Below are 16,520 nucleotides of genomic sequence, written 5' to 3' on the forward strand. Positions count from 1 at the left end.
GTATCAGGAGGAACAGTGGTGGACTGGAACGACGAGGTGGACGTGCTGGTCGCGGGCTCCGGCGGTGGCCTCGCGGGTGCGTACACCGCGGCCCGCGAGGGGCTCACCGTCGCAGTAGTCGAGGCGACCGACAAGTTCGGCGGTACGACAGCGTATTCCGGCGGCGGCGGCGTCTGGTACCCCTGCAACCCCGTCCTCGAGCGGGCGGGCACCGACGACACCCTCGACGACGCGCTCACCTACTACCGTGCCGTCGTCGGTGACCGCACCCCCGAGGACCTGCAGCAGACCTACGTGCGACGCGGTCGCGACCTCATCGAATACCTCGAAGCCGACGAGCATTTCGCGTTCCAGATGCTGCCCTGGCCCGACTATTTCGGCAAGGCGCCCAAGGCGCGGCTCGACGGTCAGCGCCACATCATGCCCACACCGTTGCCCGCCGCCGAGCTGGGCGACCTGCGGGAATCCCTGCGCGGTCCGCTCGACACCGACCGGCTCGGGGCACCGCTGCCCGAGCTGCTGATCGGCGGGCAGGCGCTGATCGGGCGGTTCCTGCGGGCGCTGTCGGGCTATCCGAACGTCACCTTGCACCTGTCCTCGCCGCTGGTCGAGCTGGTGATCGAGGACGGGGTGGTGACCGGTGCGATCGTCGAACGCGACGGGCGGCGCCACGCGATCCACGCCCGCCGGGGCGTGGTGCTCGCCACGGGCGGTTTCGAGCAGAACCAGCAGTTGCGCGAGCAGTACGGTGTGCCCGGCCAGGCCCGGGACACCATGGGGCCCTGGGGAAATCAGGGACTGGCGCACCAGGCGGGGATCGCCGCGGGCGCCGACACCGACCTGATGGATCAGGCCTGGTGGTCGCCCGGTCTGACCCATCCCGACGGGCGTTCGGCGTTCGCGCTGTGGTTCACCGGCGGCATCTTCGTCGATCGGAACGGCGAACGATTCGTCAACGAGTCCGCCCCCTACGACCGGCTCGGCCGCGAGGTGATCCGGCGGCTCGAGGCAGGCGAGATGACGTTGCCGTTCTGGATGATCTACGACGACACCGAAGGCGAGGTGCCGCCGATCAAGGCCACCAACGTGTCCATGGTCGAGACCGAGAAATACGTCGCCGCGGGCCTGTGGCACACCGCCGACACACTGGCCGAACTGGCCGCGAAGATCGGAGTGCCCGCCGACAAGCTCGAGGCCACCGTCGAACGGTTCAACAGCATGGTCGCCACCGGCGTCGACCCGGACTTCGGCCGCGGCGACGAGGCCTACGACCGTGCCTTCTCCAACGGCGAACCACCACTGGTTCGCATCGACAAGGGTCCGTTCCACGCGGCCGCCTTCGGCATCTCCGATCTCGGCACCAAGGGCGGCCTGCGCACCGACAGTGCCGCGCGCGTCCTCGACCGCGACGGGCAACCGATCCCCGGCCTGTACGCCGCGGGCAACACCATGGCCGCGGTGAGCGGCGAGGTGTACCCCGGCGGCGGCAACCCGATCGGTGCGTCGATGCTGTTCAGCCACCTCGCCGTCCTGGACATGCTGGGCAGTTAGGACCCGGTCTCCTCGAAGGTGGCGCCACTGTGCGCCATCCGTTCGAGGGCGTAGGCGGGGTCGATCAGCGCCTCGGGCAGGTGGACACCCGGTGGCACGGCCGCACCGCGGAGCCCGAGCAACCGTTCGACCCCGAGTGCGATCCCGAGCGCGGTCAGCGGACGCTGCCCGTCCGGATGCGCGAGTGTGCGACGCACTCGCGCAGCGGCGCCCGAGAAGTCGGTTCCCTCGACGTCGATGACGACCTCGAGGGAAGCTCCCGCGCCGCGCCGTCGGCCCGCGGACTCGCCGACCGCCAGGTCGAACCGGACGTTCGGCGCGCCCGTGGCCATCGCGAGACTCGGCACGTCCAGAATCGGAATGCTCTGCCCGGCGAGCACCACCCCGTCACCGACCCGTACGTCGGCTCGGGCGTCGTCGCCGCTCACCCAGGTGAACACGCCGTCGCGGCGGATCAGTCCCGCGGTGGTGACTGCCGACCAGCGCTCCAGATCCGCGATGCCCGCCGGTCCCCCGATATCGGAATCATCCAGTGCCGCGGCGATTCCGATGCGTTCGACCCGATCGAACTCCGCCGCGACAGCGAGGGTGGCGAGCACGACGATCCCGGCGAGATAGTGACTGGCCAGCAGGATCGGCGCCGCACTCGCCCGCCCACTGCCCGCCACGACCTCGGGAGCGATGTCGAGCAGACCGCTGGACAGGCTCAGATACGGCACGCCGTGGCGCGCGGCGAAGCCGAGCCCGTGCAGATGGTCGTCCCACAGGGCCGCGACCACCGCGGAATACGCGGCGTCGGCGGGCAGACCGAGGTCGGCGCGAGTGATGTCGATGGTGACCGCGTTCGCGCCACCGAGGCTCTCGGCGACCCGCCGCGCGCGTTCGATGTCACGGCCCGCGATCGTGAGTGCGAGTTCCGGATACCACCGGCGCAGCAGCGTCGCCGTCCCCGCGCCCGCCTGCCCCGAGCCGCCCATGATCAGTACCGATGTCGCCTGTCGCGTCATGTCTTCTCCTTCGTCCAAGCAAGCTACATTTTGTAACTTACACTTTGTAGCTAAACTGGGGCGACAACGCAAGGGAGGAAGATGCCGACCACGTCGACGCGCCTGTCCAGACCCGCCAGGCACGAACAATTGATCGAGACCGCGCTGGCGATCGTGCGCGCCGAGGGCGCCGACGCACTGACCCTGCTCAGCCTCGCCGAGGCCGCGGGGGTGAGCCGGCCGATCGTGTACGACCACTTCGGCACCCGTCCCGGACTGCTGCTCGAGCTGTATCGACGGCTCGACGAACGCCATCGGACCGCCACCGCCACCGCGCTGGCGAGTGCCGCTCCCACCCCGGCCGGGGTCGCGCGCGTACTGAGCGGCGCGTACTTCGCGTGCGCCACCGACATGCCCGAATTCAGCGCGGTCTCCGCCGCGCTCAAGGGGAATCGGGACATGGAGACGATCCAGCGGGACCTGCTCGATGCCTATCTCACGGTGATGACGGACGCGCTGATCCCGCACAGCGACCTCGCGGCCGACGCTCTTCGACTGCGGTGCGTCGGCATTCTCGGTGCGGCCGAAACGATCGCCGAGGAGCTGAACGCGCGGCGCTGCTCCCTCGATGCCGCGATCGGAGCCCTCACCGATCTGATCGTCGGCAGCATCGCGACGGGCGTCGCGACCTAGATCTCCCGCTGGCTGGGAATCCGCCGCCCACCCGCCCACCTGGCGTGATTGCGTTCATCGACCACTCCATCACCCATCTCCAGGAGCGACACGATGACATCAGCGGACCACATTCGAGACACGGTGCGGCGGTATGTGGAGACCGTCGGCACCGGGACGGCCGCCGACGTCGTCGCGCTCTACCGCGAGGACGCCACCGTGGAGGACCCGGTCGGCAGCGAGGTGCGAGTCGGTCACGCCGCGATCACCGAGTTCTACGCCGCCATCGAGTCCCTCGACACGTCGACGGAACTGCTGAGCATCCGGGTCGCGGGCAACAGCGCCGCGTTCAACTTCCGGGTGGTCACCCGCTTCGGCGAGCAGACGTTCACGCTCGAACCGATCGATGTGATGACCTTCGACGAGGACGGGCGCATCACCAGCATGCGGGCGTTCTGGTCGCAGGACGACATGGTAGTGAGCTGAGGAGCCCGAGAATGACTGCGAACCAGCAACAGTGGGATCACGAGGTCGGCTTCCTCGTTGTCGGCAGCGGTGCGGGTGGGCTCACGGGCGCGCTCGCCGCGGCCGACCGCGGCCTCGACACGCTCGTCATCGAGAAGGCCGCCTACTACGGCGGCAGCACGGCTCTCTCGGGTGGCGGTATCTGGGTACCGAACAATCCGACCCTGCTGCGGGAGGGTCTGCGTGACGATCGCGCCGACGTGCGCGCCTATCTCGACGCGGTGGTCGGCGACCGCGTGCCGACCGCCAATCTCGACCGTTTCATCGACGAGGGCCCGCGCATGCTGGAGTTCCTCGAGGCCAGCCCGCACCTGCGATTCCAGTGGTGCACAGGCTATTCCGACTACCACCCCGAGGCGCCGGGTGGTCGCCCGGCGGGCCGGTCGATCGAACCGCTGCCCGTCGATCTCAAGCAGCTCGGCCCCGACGAGGATCTGCTGCGCCCGGCCGCCCTCGCCACCCCGCCGGGTCTGTTCATCACCTCCAAGGACTTCGTCCAGCTCAATATGGTGACCCGCACCTGGAAGGCGCGCTGGACCGCGCTGCTCACCGGGTTGCGCGCGATCAAGGCCATCGTGCTGCGCAGGCACATGGACACACTCGGCCGCGCACTGATCGCCCGGCTACGCCTTGCCCTGCGAGACGCTGGGGTGCCGCTGTGGCTGAACACCCCACTGCGGTCGCTGATCACCGACGACACCGGCGCGGTGATCGGTGTGGTCGCCGAGCGCGGCGGCCGCGAGATCCGCATCCGCGCCCGCGACGGTGTCCTGCTGGCCACCGGCGGGTTCGAGTACAACCAGGCCATGCGCAAGCAGTACCTGCCCGACGGTGGCCGCGACAATTTCAGCGCGGCCTCGGCGGACAACACCGGCGACGGCATCGTGGCCGGTGAAAAAGTCGGCGCCGCAGTGGATCTGATGGACGACGCCTGGTGGATGCCGTCGTTCCAGCGCCCGGAGGGTGTCAACCAGGTGCTGGTGTCGGAGCGGTCGATCCCGTGCTCGATCATCGTCGACAGCTCGGGTACCCGCTTCACCAACGAGGCCGCGCCCTATGTCACCTTCGTGCACGCCCAGCTGGCCGGATCGCACGACCCGGCCTGGCTGATCTTCGACGCGAAAGCCAAGAGCCGCTACCCGATCGGCGGCATCGTGCCGGGCCAGAAGTTCCCGGCGTCCTGGCTCGAGAGCGGCCTCGTGCGCACCGGCGCGACGGTCGACGAGCTGGCGACGGCCATCGGTGTGCCCGCCCTCGGCTTGCGCGAGACCGTCGAGCGGTTCAACGGGTTCGCCCGCAATGGCCACGACGACGACTTCGGGCGCGGTGACAGCGCGTACGACAACTACTACGGCGACCCGACCCTGCCCCAGCCGACCCTCGACCCGCTCGACCGTGGGCCGTACTACGCGCTGCGGATTCGCATCGGTGATCTCGGCACCAAAGGCGGGCTGGTCTACAACGAGAACGCCCAGGTGCTGCGCGCCGACGGTTCCGTCATCGACGGGCTCTACGCGGCGGGCAACACCTCGGCCGCGGTGATGGGCAACGACTACGCGGGCGCGGGCGCGACCATCGGTCCGGCCATGGTGTTCGGGTATGTCGCCGCCGACCACGCCGCGGCCGCGCGCTGACCCGGGGAAAGATCATGCAACCCATCCAGTGCGCCACCTGCGGAAACCGGGTGCTCGCCGAGAAGTTCAGCCCGAGTCACACCAGCGTGCAGTGGCTCGACGACGCCGAGTCCGCCTGCCCGGAGTTCGCCCGCCGGGCGGCCCTCGGCGAGCCGAGCAGCTGGATCCCCACCTGCCCGGCCCTGCGCGATTCCATCGAACGAGCTGTCGCCGCAGGCGAATTGGCGACCGATCAGCTCCGCAACGAACCGGTCCCCGGCCGCCTCGGCTGAGGCGACAGAACCAGGAGAACATCATGCACAGACTCGACGGTCATCGGACGCTGGTCACCGGCGCCGGATCCGGTATCGGCCGCGCGACGGTGTTGCGCCTGCTCGACGAGGGCGCCACGGTGGTCGGCGCCGACGTGTCGGCCGACGGCCTCGCGGCCACCGCCACGCAGGCGAAGGACCGCGGCACGGGTGAACGTTTCAGCGTCCTCACCCTCGACATCGGCAGCGAGGAATCGGTGGTCGAGGGTGTCCGGTCGGCCACCGCCACCCTGGGCGGTCTGGATTCGGTGGTGAACGCGGCGGGCATCCTGCGCGCTTCGCACACCGAGCAGACCTCCCTCGAGTTGTGGAACCAGATCATCGGGGTGAATCTCACCGGCACGTTCCTGGTGGTCCGTGAGGCACTGCCCGCGCTGCTGGCCAATCCGCGCTCGACCATCGTGAACTTCAGCTCCACCTCGGCGGCCTTCGCGCACCCGTACATGGCGGCGTACGCGGCGAGCAAAGGCGGCATCCAGTCCTTCACCCATGCCATCGCCCTCGAGTACGGCGGCAAGGGTGTGCGTGCGGTGTCGGTGGCGCCGGGCAGCATCAAGTCCGGGATCACCGATGCCACCGGTGGTTACGTGCCCGCCGATGCCGACTGGTCGCTGTTCGCCAAGCTGTCTCCCGTGTTGCCGACCTCGCTGGAGTCCGGTGGCGCCGGGATGGGCGATCCGGACGCGGTGGCGGGTGTGATCGCCATGCTGGTGTCCGAGGACGGCGCGTTCATCACCGGCACCGAGATCCGAATCGACGGGGGAACCCACGCCTGATGAGCATCACCTATGACGGCACATTGCGCGAATTGCCCACCGACGCAGGGGTTCTGCGCTACCACGAGGCCGGTGACGGCCCGCCCCTGCTGTTGCTGCACGGCTCCGGTCCCGGGGTCACCGGGTGGCGCAACTTCCGTGGCAATCTGGCCACCTTCGCCGAGCGGTTCCGCTGCCTGGTTCTCGAGTTCCCCGGTTTCGGCGTGAGCGACGACTTCGGCGGGCACCCGATGGTGACCGCCCTGGACGCGGTGGCGCGCTTCGTCGACGGGCTCGGCCTGGAGCGGGTCGATATCATCGGCAACTCGATGGGCGGTGGCGTGGCACTGAATTACGCCATCGCGCAACCGGATCGGGTGGGCAAGCTGGTGACCATCGGCGGGATCGGGCGCAACCTGTTCAGCCCCGGCCCCGGCGAGGGCATCAAGCTGCTGCAGGAGTTCACCGAGGAGCCCACGCGGGAACGTCTCGTGCAGTGGTTGCATTCGATGGTGTTCGATCCGGCGATGGTGACCGAGGAACTCGTCGAGGAGCGCTGGACCCAGGCAACCGATCCCGCGACGCTGGACAGCGCCCGGCGCATGTACAGCAAGGCGGCGTTCACGGCGATGGTGCGGGCGATGGAAGCCTCGGACGCTCCCCCGCCCTGGGCCATGCTGCACAAGGTGCAGGCGCCGACGCTGGTCACCTGGGGCCGCGACGACCGGGTGAGCCCGCTCGACATGGCGCTGATCCCCATGCGCACGATTCCGCGCGCCGAATTGCACGTGTTCCCGAACTGCGGGCACTGGGCGATGATCGAGCGGAAGGAAGAATTCGAATCGACGGTGCTGGCGTTCCTCACGCGCTGACAGCGTCTCTTTCCACCTTCACTGTATACCGTAAAGGGGGCCTTGCCACAAGGCCCCCTTTGTGGCGCATAATCGTCGGCCGCAGCATTTCACCTGCGGAAACACCGAAAGTGAGGGCTTGTGCCGGAACACGGTCACGACGAGGAACTGCGGTCGGAGCGCGAGTACGTGGCGCGTCTGTACGCGCGGCTCGACGCCGAGCGCGCACAGGTGAAGGGCCGCTACAGCGCCGCCCTGCGCGGCACCGGTAACTCCCCGATGGAACGCGACAACGAGGTGCGCGCGCTCGGGAAGGAGATCCAGCGCCTGAACGTCGCCGACAACGGTCTGTGTTTCGGCAGGCTGGACGCGGTGTCGGGCGAACGGTCCTACATCGGCCGCATCGGCCTGTTCGATGCCGGCGACGATTTCGAACCACTGCTGCTCGACTGGCGAGCACCCGCCGCCCGCGCGTTCTATGTGGCTACCGCCGCCAACCCGGAGGGCATGCGCAGGCGACGGCAGTTCCACACCCGCGATCGCCGGGTGCTCGACTTCACCGACGAGGTCCTCGGCAGGCCCGACGCGGGCGAAGGCGGCGACGCGGCGCTGCTGGCGGCGGTGAACGCACCGCGCGGGGACGGAATGCGCGACATCGTGGCGACGATCCAGGCCGAACAGGACGAGATCATCCGCCTCGAACACCCGGGCGTCACCGTGATCGAAGGCGGCCCCGGTACCGGCAAGACCGTCGTGGCGCTGCATCGGGTGGCCTATCTGCTCTACACCCAGCGCAAGCGGATGGAACGCCAAGGTGTGCTGGTGGTCGGCCCGAATCCGGCGTTCCTGAACCACATCGCGCACGTGCTGCCCGCGCTCGGTGAAACGAATGTCGTCTTCGCCACCACCGCCGATCTGATGCCCGGGCTGCACGCCACCGCTGAGGACACACCGGAAGCGGCGCGTGTCAAAGGCTCGCTGCGCATTCTCGATGTGCTCGGTGCCGCGATCGCGGACCGGCAACGCCTCCCCGCGGCGCCGCGGGACATCGAGCTGGCCGACGCGACGGTGCGCGTCGACGCGGCCGTCGCGGAGTGGGCGCGCGAGGAGGCGCGGGCGAGCGGACGTCCGCACAACGAGGCGCGGGCGGTGTTCGCCGAGATCGTCACCTATGTGCTCACCGAACGGGCGATCGCCCGCATCGGGAAGGGCTGGTTGACGCGCGAGGACAGCGAGGCGTGGGAGCAGCTGCGCGCGGACCTGACCGCCGAACTCGCCGAGAACGCCGATTTCGTCGCTGTGCTCGACGAATGCTGGCCTGTTCTCACCCCGGAAGGTCTTCTCGGCGAACTGTATTCGTCCCCGGAGCGACTTCGCGCCGCGAACGCGGACGAGTCGCTGCGGCGGGCCGATGGTACCGCGTGGACGGTCTCGGATGTGCCGCTGCTCGACGAACTGGTCGACCTGCTCGGTCGCGATGCACCCGCCGACGACAGCGCCGAACGCGCCCGCAAGGCCGAAGCCGCCTACGCCGAGGGCGTGCTCGACACCCTGATCAGCCGCGAAGACCTGATGGACGACGAGGATCACCTGCTCGCCCAGGACATGCTCTACGGCGAGGACCTCGCCGACCGTTTCCTCGAGCGCGACACCCGCGAGCTCGCCGAACGTGCTGCGGCCGACCGTGATTGGACCTACGGGCACGTGGTGGTCGACGAGGCCCAGGAGCTCTCGGAGATGGACTGGCGGGTGCTGATGCGCCGCTGCCCGAGCCGCTCGTTCACCATCGTCGGCGACCTGGCCCAGCGCCGGTCACCGGCAGGCGCCACCGCGTGGGCAACGGTGCTCGACCCGTATGTTCCCGGCCGCTGGGTGTACCGCTCACTCACGGTGAACTACCGCACGCCCGCCGAGATCATGACGGTCGCCGCCGCCGTGCTCGCCGAGTTCGCGCCGGAGGTTCGGCCACCCGACTCGGTGCGCGCGTGTGGTGTACAGCCGTGGTCGCAACAGGTCGACGCCACCGAATTCCCTTCGGCTATCGCGGCATTCGTGCGTACCGAGGCGGACCGGGAGGGCACGAGTGTGGTGATCGGCCCGGTCGGCATGCCGGGCACCGTGCCCGCGTCGGAGACCAAGGGCCTGGAGTTCGACTCCGTCCTCGTCGTCGAACCGGGAAGGATCCTCGCGGAGGGACCGCGTGGCGCGGCGGAGCTGTACGTCGCACTCACCCGCGCCACCCAGCGCCTCGGCGTCGTCCACCACGACCCCCTCCCGAACGCACTCACCGGCCTTGCCGGGGCTCCGGAACCCCTCCTGGTCCGGTGATGTTCCGGAGGCCACCGACCTAGCTTTGGGTGCTGCCCGCGTCCACCGGCAGGGTGACGGCGGTGATGTAGCGGGCTTCGTCGGAGGCCAGGAACAGGGTGGCGTTGGCGATGTCGACGGGGTCGACCCACGGGATGGGCAGCATGTTCATCGAGGTGGCGGCCTCGGCGAATTCCTCGCGGGTCGGATTCTCCCGGTCGGGACGAAAGACCTTGCGCACCATGTCGTTCTGGATCATCGGCGTGTCCACGTTGGTCGGGTGCACGGTGTTCACCCGGACATGGTGCGGCGCGAGTTCCTTCGCCAGCGAACGCATCAAACCGACGACACCGTGTTTGGCCGCGACATAGTGGGAGACGCCGACCAGCCCGCGCAAGCCGGCGATGGAACTGGTCAGGATCATCGCTCCCCCGTCACGGGCGATGAGGTGGGGTGTGGCCGCCTTGCAGGTCTGCCACACACCGGTGAGGTTGACGTCGATCATGGTCTGCCACTGCTGCTCGGTCAGCTCGAGGGCGAACGCACTCGAACTGATTCCGGCTGTGGCGCAGACGATGTCGAGCCCGCCCAGCTCACCGACCCCGGCGTCGACGGCGGCCCGCAACGCCGACCCGTCGCGCACGTCCACAACCGTCGCGACGATCCGCGCACCCGTCGCCTCGACGGCACGAACGGTCTCGTCGAGATCGTCACGGCTCGCCGGTGGTGTCACCACGGTGTCGACCGGTCCGCAGAGGTCGAGCGCGATGATGTCGGCACCCTCCTCGGCCAGCCGGATCGCCTGCGCGTGCCCGATACCGCGCGCGGCGCCGGTCACGACCGCTACTTTGCCCGAAACCCGTCCCATGTCACACCTTCTGAGTCAGTCCGGCATCCACCACGAGCTGGGTTCCCGTCACGTAACGGGACTCGTCGGATGCGAGGAAGAGCACGGCATTGCTGACGTCGACCGGTTCCACCCACGGAACCGGCAGCAGGGTGCGGCGGGCCAGCGCCTCGGCCGCGTCCTGCCGCGTCGGATTCGGCAGGTCCGGGCGCAGTTTCGCGTAGACCTCGTCGTTGAGAATCATCGGCGTCGCCACCGACCCTGGATGCACGGTGTTCACCCGGATGCCACGCGGGCCGAGCTCGTTGGCGAGCGTGCGCGCCAACCCGACCACGGCATGCTTACTCGCCGAATAATGCGCCGCCATGGCCCCGCCCACGATCCCGTTGACGGAGCTGACGATCACGATCGATCCACCGTCGGCCAGGGCCTGTGCACCGGCACGCACCGTGTGCCAGGCACCGGTCAGGTTGATATCGATGGTCCGTTGCCACGCTTGGTCGGTCAGTTCCCACGACGGCGCGAGGTCGGTATAGATACCCGCGTTGGCGACGATCACATCGAGCCTGCCCAGCTCACGCACCCCACCCGCAACGGCCGCATCGAGCACGTCCGCCTCACGCACGTCGGCAGTAGCGGTGACACACCGCCGCCCCAACGCCTCGACAGCCTGCTTCGTCGTCGCCAATTCCGTTGCAGCGGCGTCTATATCGAGGGCAATGACATCGGCGCCCTCCTCGGCGAGCCGCACGCAGTGCGCACGACCCATACCCCTCGCCGCACCGGTGACCAGCGCGACCCTGTCCTGCATGCGATTCATCGGGCGCCCCTACCAGATCGAGTGTCCACCCGGCCGACGCTAGGTTCGCCGGACCCCCGAATCGCCAGGCTCTCCCGGTGAGCGGGCGATGCGACGAGACTTCCCACCTACCGGGAGCGTCCGCGTCGATCTCCCCCTGCTACCCGCACCGACCGCTGCTCGCTTCTCTCAGCCTTGCCGATGCCGATCGTCGCGAAGACGCTCGATTGCCCTCCTGATCGAGACCGCCCGATCAGCACCGGGATCTCTGCGCTGTTCGAAGTCGATGAGCCGACCGGCGGCGGCGTGATTGCCCATCACCATGGCGAGAAGGACCTTCATGTCGTCGGCCGGAGCGTGCGCGGCACGGCTGGTTTCCGGCGCAGCAGCCTGGCCCGCCTTGGTCGCTCGACGGTGCCAGAATTCGGCTTCGGCGATATTTCCGTCCTGCCGCAGCAGCGCCGCGAGCTTGCCCATCGCGTCCGGATCGCCCGCGTCCGCGCCGACCTGATACCAATACAGAGCGCGGTCGAGGTCTCCCTGGCCGAGCGCAGATGTCGCATGAGCCTCCAACTCGGTGAACGAAGGCCTGTGATCCTGAGGCTGCTCAACAGGTTGAGGTGCTACACGGGTGCCGGTCGCGGACCGGGTATACCGGTAGCACACCGTGGCAGCCGCGGCACCGACAACAAGAACTGTGATTCCGGTCGGCAGAATCCCCTTCGCGGATTCGGCACCCCTACGTTTTTCCTCGACCGCCTGCTCATAGGTGGTGACCCCGGACGAATCATCGCCATAACTCCAACACTCCGTGCCAGGCGTCATAACCTTCCCATCGCAGGTCGGCCCGGCATTCGGATCCTCACGGGAGGCGATGAAACCACCGACGACAAGGATCAGCCCGATCGGCACCGCCACCACCGCGATCAGCATGCACACAGCGGCGGCCAGCTGCCGGCGATCAACAGACATCGGCTGCTCGCACTCCGATGATCGGGCAGCGCCGAAAAGTCAGTAATCGTGCGGTACTCATGATCGTCCCCTCGGTAGACTTACTGTGCCAGTTCACCACTCGCGGCCGGGCCTACGAAAGAGCCACGGGCCGAACGCGGCACACCTGCCGACTTGTGAGTGCGTGCGGCAGTCGATCATCGCGGCCACTGTCGATGCGAACGGTTGCGAATCCCACGGCAGGATGCCGCGCGGGCCCGGAGATATAGTTCACCGGGTGACTTCGAGAATCGCGGCATACGGCGTCTGCCGCGAACATGATCGGGTGCTGCTCGTTCGCCACATCGCCGAAAGCGGCGAAACCACCTGGACGCTTCCGGGAGGTGGGGTCGAGCAGGGAGAGGACCCCTTCGACACCGTGACCCGCGAGCTTGCGGAGGAGACCGGTCTCACCGGCGTTGTCGAACGATTACTCGGAGTCGATTCAAGGGTGATCCCGGCGCATGAGGCCCACTCGGGTGAAGAGCACCAGAACATCGGCATCTTCTATCTCGTCCGCGTCACCGGCGGCCGCCTCAGAGCCGAAACGAGCGGGGCCACAGTCGAACCGACCTGGACCCCGATCTCCGAAGTCGCCCACCTCCGCCGATCATCCCTTGTCGACTCCGGCCTGGCCCTGGCACACACCCTCCCGGCGACCGGCCACGTCACGTCCACTCCGGTCGGCGGTCTTATCCGGCATTGAGCCGGCGACGAGACCAGGAGTAGTCACTGCGCCGTGATCGACACGCGTGACCATGCTGCCCGAGCATGCGGCCTGCGCAGGATTCCACTACCACCGATCTCGGATATGGTCTGAAGTACTCGCCCGTCGACGGCACACGTATGCCCATGTCAGTGAGGATGCTTGATGCTCGTCGAGACGATTCCCATGTGGACCGAGCGGGGAACCCCGGTGCTCCTGCGTGAAATCCTCACGCGGTTCCAGTCGAACGATTGGCGGTGGCACCTCGAGGAGTTCGACGGCATCGGACGCTTCCCCGACGGCCTCACGTGGACCGAATTCCAGGCCGAGGTCGAGAACGGAGCCGCCGTTTTCGATTGGGACGGAATCCAGCAGTTCGCCGACGGCTTGGACCAGATGATCGACGGCCGGATTGTCGCCACCGACGTCAACGGCGCGATCGCGCTGACGATCGAAGCGCGCGACAGTACCGAATACGAGATCGCCATCGCGTCCGTGCCGGGTCACCCTGCGGGTACTTCACACTGATCTACAACCACTGAAAGAACTGTTTTCGCCTATCTCGTGGATCAGCGGCCGCCACGCGGTTGACTCAGCAACGCGCGACCGCGTTCCGGGGTCAGGCTGTACGCCAGCACAGGGTCGGCGAGCAGGGCGACCGGGGCGATGTGATCCGGAGTGCGGGGCTGCCAGTGCGTCATCGCGGTCCCGAGCGCATCCCACAGTGCCGCTAGCCGGACTGCTGTACCCGTGCCCGGTACTCGTCGATAGCAGGTCCGATTTCGAGCCCGGGGTCGTTTTGCGCGTTTTCCAGGAGCTTGGCGATATCAAGGGCGGAGGCATGTGAGCGCTTGCCATCGGCGTGTTTCTGGGCGATTTCGAGGGCTTGGCGGTGTCCGGTGAGTGCACGTTTTGCCAAATATTCGGCAATCTCGAGGGCGGAGCCGTACCAGGATTCTTTATGCGCGTGTTGGAGGAACATGCACGGCAGAAACTCGTCGGTGAACAGCGGACTGCGGAAGAATCCGTCCGGGACCGGCGTCGAAGGCAGCAGATGCGAAAGAATCCGGCAGGCCTCGTAGGGAGAGGAAGTGGTGAGGAACATCTGGAGCTGGGTTCTCAGGACTGTGGCGCGCGGCTCGCCGAAATTCTGAGCCTTTTCCAGGGACACCATGGCTTTGTCGAGGTCCCCGGAAAGGGCTTGACCTCGAGCCTCCTCGGCCACCGAAGTCCAGTTGTCACGAGTTCTGCCCGCAGGCTGACGCAGACGATGGAAGCTTTGGTACAGCGATTTCATGAGTGCGGTGAACGATGGATACCGCTGCGGAAATTCACTCCAGGCAAAGACACTGTAGGCGGCCCATTCGCCATCCTCGTCGCGGTCGGCCGGGTCGAGGAAGAGGATCCCGACGTCGGCGTGCAACGAGATCAACAACCCGCGACTGAATGGGTTACCCGGCGCATCACCTGGGGCTTCGGTGATCAGGTCGGCCCGGGACTCCCAGTTGGGTTCGAGGTCACGCAACCACCCCAGGTTGGTCGTGTCACGCATCTTCCGCACGAACTCCCCGGCATGGCGCCATCCATCGGTGGTCAGCAGGAAACTGCGATAAGAGGGTGGCAACCTCAGGCCGAGACGCCGCTCGACGGCTGCGACCTCGGCCTGGGTGGCCGCGGGATAGCCGAGCCAGCGCTGCTGCACCACCTCGGCATCCAGCTCACCGGGATCGCAACTTGCTATCCGTTCCTCACTCCAAAGCTCCAGCCACGGCCTCCAATTCATTCCATGCACGCTACGGACAGGCTCCGACAAAGTTCATGCTGACGGCGAGGATTTCGACGAGCCGCCCGCGGCTGAGTAGGGCACGTCCGTTCATAGTCGGCCGACCTGGGGCATGCGGGCCACGAAGACAACGCGAACGCGCTGTCATGTTCCCGACTCACTGTGGGAACTGGCTGATCCGGGTGTTCTGGAAGGTGGTGAACAGCCAAGTTCCTTTGTGGCGCACCGCGACCCGGGTCTGGACGGACCGGGCATCGGGCGGCGCGGTCGCGCCCGGCGGCATGGGGCGATCGCCCACGGTGACCAGCACCGCGATATTCGGTGCGGGGAAGCGCAGCGTGGTGGTGTCGGGTTCGGCCATGCGGGTGCCCCTCATGAACCCGTCGAAGCCCTCCTGCATGACGGTGGCGAGTTCGGTTCGGCCCTGGATGCGTTCCCCGATGACCGAGACGAAATCGGCGTCGGGGGTGAAGGTGGCGGCGAAGGCGGTGCCGTCACCTGCGGCCCAGGCGTCCATCTGCGCGCGCAGCAGGGCGAGGACGGCGGTTTCGTCGGTCATGGCGCCACCGGCCCCCGGCGGCGCAGGCCCGCGAACTCGAGGGCGGCGAAACTCGCGACGAACGCCGCGCCCGCGAACAGGAAGACCCGGCCCCAATTCGTCAACGGAATCAGGTCGATCACAGCGAGCTCGACCATGAGTATCGCCGACAGCGCGTTGACCGCGACAACGACGACAGCCAGGCGAGACGGTAGCCGAGGGTGGCGCGCGATGAGCAGCAGTGCCGCGGCGCCGCCCAGCATGCCGACGCCGAAGGGGACCGACCAGGAGGTCGGCAAGCCGAGCGGTTCGCGCAACAACGGGGCGGTGGCCAACAGAAAGGTGCCGAAAACGCCGGTGCTCCAGCCGTCTACCCGCAAGGCGGTGCGTAGGCCGGGACCGGCTTCAAAGGTGGTCATTGTGGTCATGGCGTCGACGTTGCCAGCGGCCGATCATCGTCTCAATGACCTCCGAGGTCATGGCAACCGGTCGTGCCGGACCGATAGCGTGGCCGAGTGACGCGTTCGATGCAGGAATCCCCCGTCGGCACACTGCTGCGGGATTGGCGGCAGCGGCGGCGGCTGAGTCAGCTGGAGCTGGCGCTGGCCGCCGACAGTTCGGCACGGCATCTGTCCTGCGTCGAGACCGGGAAGGCCAAACCGAGCCGGGCCATGGTGCTCAAACTCTGCCCGGGCCGCGCTCGACACCATGCTGACCGCGCACGAACCCTATCCGGCGGTCGCGGTGGACCGGTACTGGAATGTCGTTGCCACCAACCGCGCGATGGGCCTCTTCTCGAACGAGGTCGACGAGCAGCTGATGGAACGCCCCAACGTCTACCGCCTGACCCTGCACCCCGGCCCGCCCGATGCCGACACACACATGATCAACCACGGTCAGGTCAGGGAACTCCTGCTCGAACGACTGCTCCGGCAGGTACGGGCGACAGGCGACCCGATCCTGCGCGCACTGTACGACGAGGTCTCCCAGTACCCCGTCCCGTCGCACACCGAACCCGATCCCAGCGCACCCACACCTTTCGCTGTACCCCTGCGCATCGCCACCCCACTGGGCGAGCTACGCATGTTCAGCACCATGGTCACCTTCGGCGCACCCTCGGATGTGACGCTCGCGGAATTGGCCATCGAATTGTTCTATTCGATGGACGAATTCACCGCGGACACGCTGCGCACGCTCTTCACCGCAGATGCCGCAGCCCACCCCTGAACGCTCGCACCGTGGTTGAGTCCACCACGCGCGGGAGG

19 protein-coding genes and 1 pseudogene are annotated in these 16,520 nt (G+C 67.7%); 12 read left to right on the forward strand and 8 right to left on the reverse strand.

What is annotated here, in order from left to right:
* The first annotated feature begins 15 nt into the window (after positions 1–15).
* Positions 16–1,551, forward strand: coding sequence for an FAD-binding protein (locus NCO8_RS00960; protein WP_067635593.1), 1,536 nt, complete (start codon positions 16–18; stop codon positions 1,549–1,551).
* Here NCO8_RS00960 and NCO8_RS00965 read toward each other — a convergent pair.
* A complete protein-coding gene (locus NCO8_RS00965; RefSeq protein ID WP_067635595.1) occupies positions 1,548–2,558 on the reverse strand; it encodes a saccharopine dehydrogenase family protein in 1,011 nt (336 codons plus the stop codon). The two genes, NCO8_RS00960 and NCO8_RS00965, sit on opposite strands and share 4 nt — an antisense overlap.
* An 81-nt stretch (positions 2,559–2,639) precedes the next feature.
* On the opposite strand from NCO8_RS00965, the gene NCO8_RS00970 reads away from it, so the two are divergent.
* From NCO8_RS00970 to helR, 7 genes are all read left to right on the forward strand, one after another.
* A complete protein-coding gene (locus tag NCO8_RS00970; RefSeq protein ID WP_067635597.1) occupies positions 2,640–3,230 on the forward strand; it encodes a TetR/AcrR family transcriptional regulator in 591 nt (196 codons plus the stop codon).
* Positions 3,231–3,323: 93 nt separating this feature from the next.
* Positions 3,324–3,695, forward strand: coding sequence for a nuclear transport factor 2 family protein (locus NCO8_RS00975; protein ID WP_067492156.1), 372 nt, complete (start codon positions 3,324–3,326; stop codon positions 3,693–3,695).
* 11 nt (positions 3,696–3,706) lie between these two features.
* Positions 3,707–5,368, forward strand: a complete 1,662-nt coding sequence (locus NCO8_RS00980; RefSeq protein ID WP_067635599.1) for an FAD-binding protein — start codon at positions 3,707–3,709, stop codon at positions 5,366–5,368.
* A gap of 14 nt (positions 5,369–5,382) precedes the next feature.
* A complete protein-coding gene (locus NCO8_RS00985; RefSeq protein WP_067492154.1) occupies positions 5,383–5,640 on the forward strand; it encodes a hypothetical protein in 258 nt (85 codons plus the stop codon).
* Positions 5,641–5,663: 23 nt separating this feature from the next.
* Positions 5,664–6,455 carry an SDR family NAD(P)-dependent oxidoreductase gene (locus NCO8_RS00990; protein ID WP_067635601.1) on the forward strand — a complete coding sequence of 264 codons (792 nt, stop codon included), beginning with the start codon at positions 5,664–5,666 and terminating at the stop codon, positions 6,453–6,455.
* Positions 6,455–7,306, forward strand: coding sequence for an alpha/beta fold hydrolase (locus tag NCO8_RS00995; protein WP_067635603.1), 852 nt, complete (start codon positions 6,455–6,457; stop codon positions 7,304–7,306). The genes NCO8_RS00990 and NCO8_RS00995 overlap by 1 nt, the downstream gene beginning before the upstream one ends.
* Before the next feature lie 120 nt (positions 7,307–7,426).
* Positions 7,427–9,613: an RNA polymerase recycling motor ATPase HelR gene (helR, locus tag NCO8_RS01000; protein ID WP_174550280.1), complete on the forward strand. Its 2,187-nt coding sequence runs from the start codon at positions 7,427–7,429 to the stop codon at positions 9,611–9,613.
* A gap of 19 nt (positions 9,614–9,632) precedes the next feature.
* On the opposite strand, the gene NCO8_RS01005 is transcribed toward helR, so the two are convergent.
* From NCO8_RS01005 to NCO8_RS01015, 3 genes are all read right to left on the reverse strand, one after another.
* Entirely contained in the window at positions 9,633–10,460 is an 828-nt protein-coding gene (locus NCO8_RS01005) for a mycofactocin-coupled SDR family oxidoreductase (RefSeq protein WP_067635605.1), read from the reverse strand.
* A 1-nt stretch (position 10,461) separates the two neighbouring features.
* The gene (locus NCO8_RS01010; protein ID WP_067635607.1) at positions 10,462–11,259 is read right to left on the reverse strand and encodes a mycofactocin-coupled SDR family oxidoreductase; all 798 of its coding nucleotides are present in this window, start codon (positions 11,257–11,259) and stop codon (positions 10,462–10,464) included.
* 168 nt (positions 11,260–11,427) lie between these two features.
* Positions 11,428–12,210 carry an SEL1-like repeat protein gene (locus tag NCO8_RS01015; protein ID WP_067635609.1) on the reverse strand — a complete coding sequence of 261 codons (783 nt, stop codon included), beginning with the start codon at positions 12,208–12,210 and terminating at the stop codon, positions 11,428–11,430.
* Between the two features lie 223 nt (positions 12,211–12,433).
* Here NCO8_RS01015 and NCO8_RS01020 point away from each other — a divergent pair, with 223 nt between their 5' ends.
* A complete protein-coding gene (locus NCO8_RS01020) occupies positions 12,434–12,934 on the forward strand; it encodes an NUDIX hydrolase (RefSeq protein WP_210739990.1) in 501 nt (166 codons plus the stop codon).
* Positions 12,935–13,099: 165 nt separating this feature from the next.
* Positions 13,100–13,462 (forward strand): hypothetical protein, encoded by a 363-nt coding sequence (locus NCO8_RS01025; RefSeq protein WP_067635613.1) that lies wholly within the window; start codon positions 13,100–13,102, stop codon positions 13,460–13,462.
* Between the two features lie 41 nt (positions 13,463–13,503).
* Here the strand turns inward: NCO8_RS01025 and NCO8_RS32705 are convergent, their stop codons facing one another.
* From NCO8_RS32705 to NCO8_RS01040, 4 genes are all read right to left on the reverse strand, one after another.
* Positions 13,504–13,635, reverse strand: coding sequence for a hypothetical protein (locus NCO8_RS32705; protein WP_281201855.1), 132 nt, complete (start codon positions 13,633–13,635; stop codon positions 13,504–13,506).
* A 29-nt stretch (positions 13,636–13,664) separates the two neighbouring features.
* Entirely contained in the window at positions 13,665–14,717 is a 1,053-nt protein-coding gene (locus tag NCO8_RS01030; protein ID WP_084456301.1) for an SMI1/KNR4 family protein, read from the reverse strand.
* 157 nt (positions 14,718–14,874) lie between these two features.
* Positions 14,875–15,276: an SgcJ/EcaC family oxidoreductase gene (locus NCO8_RS01035; protein WP_067635617.1), complete on the reverse strand. Its 402-nt coding sequence runs from the start codon at positions 15,274–15,276 to the stop codon at positions 14,875–14,877.
* On the reverse strand, positions 15,273–15,683 hold the full coding sequence (locus NCO8_RS01040; RefSeq protein WP_067635619.1) for a hypothetical protein: 411 nt from the start codon (positions 15,681–15,683) through the stop codon (positions 15,273–15,275). Before NCO8_RS01040 ends, NCO8_RS01035 begins: the two co-directional genes overlap by 4 nt.
* A 99-nt stretch (positions 15,684–15,782) precedes the next feature.
* On the opposite strand from NCO8_RS01040, the pseudogene NCO8_RS32820 reads away from it, so the two are divergent.
* Positions 15,783–15,884: pseudogene (locus NCO8_RS32820) on the forward strand (transcriptional regulator); the annotation flags it as partial.
* 79 nt (positions 15,885–15,963) lie between these two features.
* Complete coding sequence (locus NCO8_RS01045) at positions 15,964–16,482, forward strand: MmyB family transcriptional regulator (protein ID WP_245655192.1); 519 nt, start codon at positions 15,964–15,966, stop codon at positions 16,480–16,482.
* Positions 16,483–16,520 lie beyond the last annotated feature (38 nt).

It is taken from the genome of Nocardia coubleae NBRC 108252 (assembly GCF_001612805.1).
In the GTDB taxonomy this organism is placed as follows: domain Bacteria; phylum Actinomycetota; class Actinomycetes; order Mycobacteriales; family Mycobacteriaceae; genus Nocardia; species Nocardia coubleae.

What these genes read in the sequence shown, in the direction of transcription:
- NCO8_RS01020 (WP_210739990.1), top strand. Translation starts at nt 12,434, where the DNA reads ATGCCGCGCGGGCCCGGAGATATAGTTCACCGGGTGACTTCGAGAATC.
- NCO8_RS00970 (WP_067635597.1), top strand. Translation starts at nt 2,640, where the DNA reads ATGCCGACCACGTCGACGCGCCTGTCCAGACCCGCCAGGCACGAACAA.
- NCO8_RS01010 (WP_067635607.1), bottom strand. Translation starts at nt 11,259, where the DNA reads ATGAATCGCATGCAGGACAGGGTCGCGCTGGTCACCGGTGCGGCGAGG.
- NCO8_RS00995 (WP_067635603.1), top strand. Translation starts at nt 6,455, where the DNA reads ATGAGCATCACCTATGACGGCACATTGCGCGAATTGCCCACCGACGCA.
- NCO8_RS01040 (WP_067635619.1), bottom strand. Translation starts at nt 15,683, where the DNA reads ATGACCACAATGACCACCTTTGAAGCCGGTCCCGGCCTACGCACCGCC.
- NCO8_RS01015 (WP_067635609.1), bottom strand. Translation starts at nt 12,210, where the DNA reads ATGTCTGTTGATCGCCGGCAGCTGGCCGCCGCTGTGTGCATGCTGATC.
- NCO8_RS32705 (WP_281201855.1), bottom strand. Translation starts at nt 13,635, where the DNA reads ATGACGCACTGGCAGCCCCGCACTCCGGATCACATCGCCCCGGTCGCC.
- NCO8_RS01030 (WP_084456301.1), bottom strand. Translation starts at nt 14,717, where the DNA reads ATGAATTGGAGGCCGTGGCTGGAGCTTTGGAGTGAGGAACGGATAGCA.
- NCO8_RS01005 (WP_067635605.1), bottom strand. Translation starts at nt 10,460, where the DNA reads ATGGGACGGGTTTCGGGCAAAGTAGCGGTCGTGACCGGCGCCGCGCGC.
- NCO8_RS01045 (WP_245655192.1), top strand. Translation starts at nt 15,964, where the DNA reads ATGCTGACCGCGCACGAACCCTATCCGGCGGTCGCGGTGGACCGGTAC.
- NCO8_RS01035 (WP_067635617.1), bottom strand. Translation starts at nt 15,276, where the DNA reads ATGACCGACGAAACCGCCGTCCTCGCCCTGCTGCGCGCGCAGATGGAC.
- NCO8_RS00965 (WP_067635595.1), bottom strand. Translation starts at nt 2,558, where the DNA reads ATGACGCGACAGGCGACATCGGTACTGATCATGGGCGGCTCGGGGCAG.
- NCO8_RS00985 (WP_067492154.1), top strand. Translation starts at nt 5,383, where the DNA reads ATGCAACCCATCCAGTGCGCCACCTGCGGAAACCGGGTGCTCGCCGAG.
- NCO8_RS00975 (WP_067492156.1), top strand. Translation starts at nt 3,324, where the DNA reads ATGACATCAGCGGACCACATTCGAGACACGGTGCGGCGGTATGTGGAG.
- NCO8_RS01025 (WP_067635613.1), top strand. Translation starts at nt 13,100, where the DNA reads ATGCTCGTCGAGACGATTCCCATGTGGACCGAGCGGGGAACCCCGGTG.
- NCO8_RS00980 (WP_067635599.1), top strand. Translation starts at nt 3,707, where the DNA reads ATGACTGCGAACCAGCAACAGTGGGATCACGAGGTCGGCTTCCTCGTT.
- NCO8_RS00990 (WP_067635601.1), top strand. Translation starts at nt 5,664, where the DNA reads ATGCACAGACTCGACGGTCATCGGACGCTGGTCACCGGCGCCGGATCC.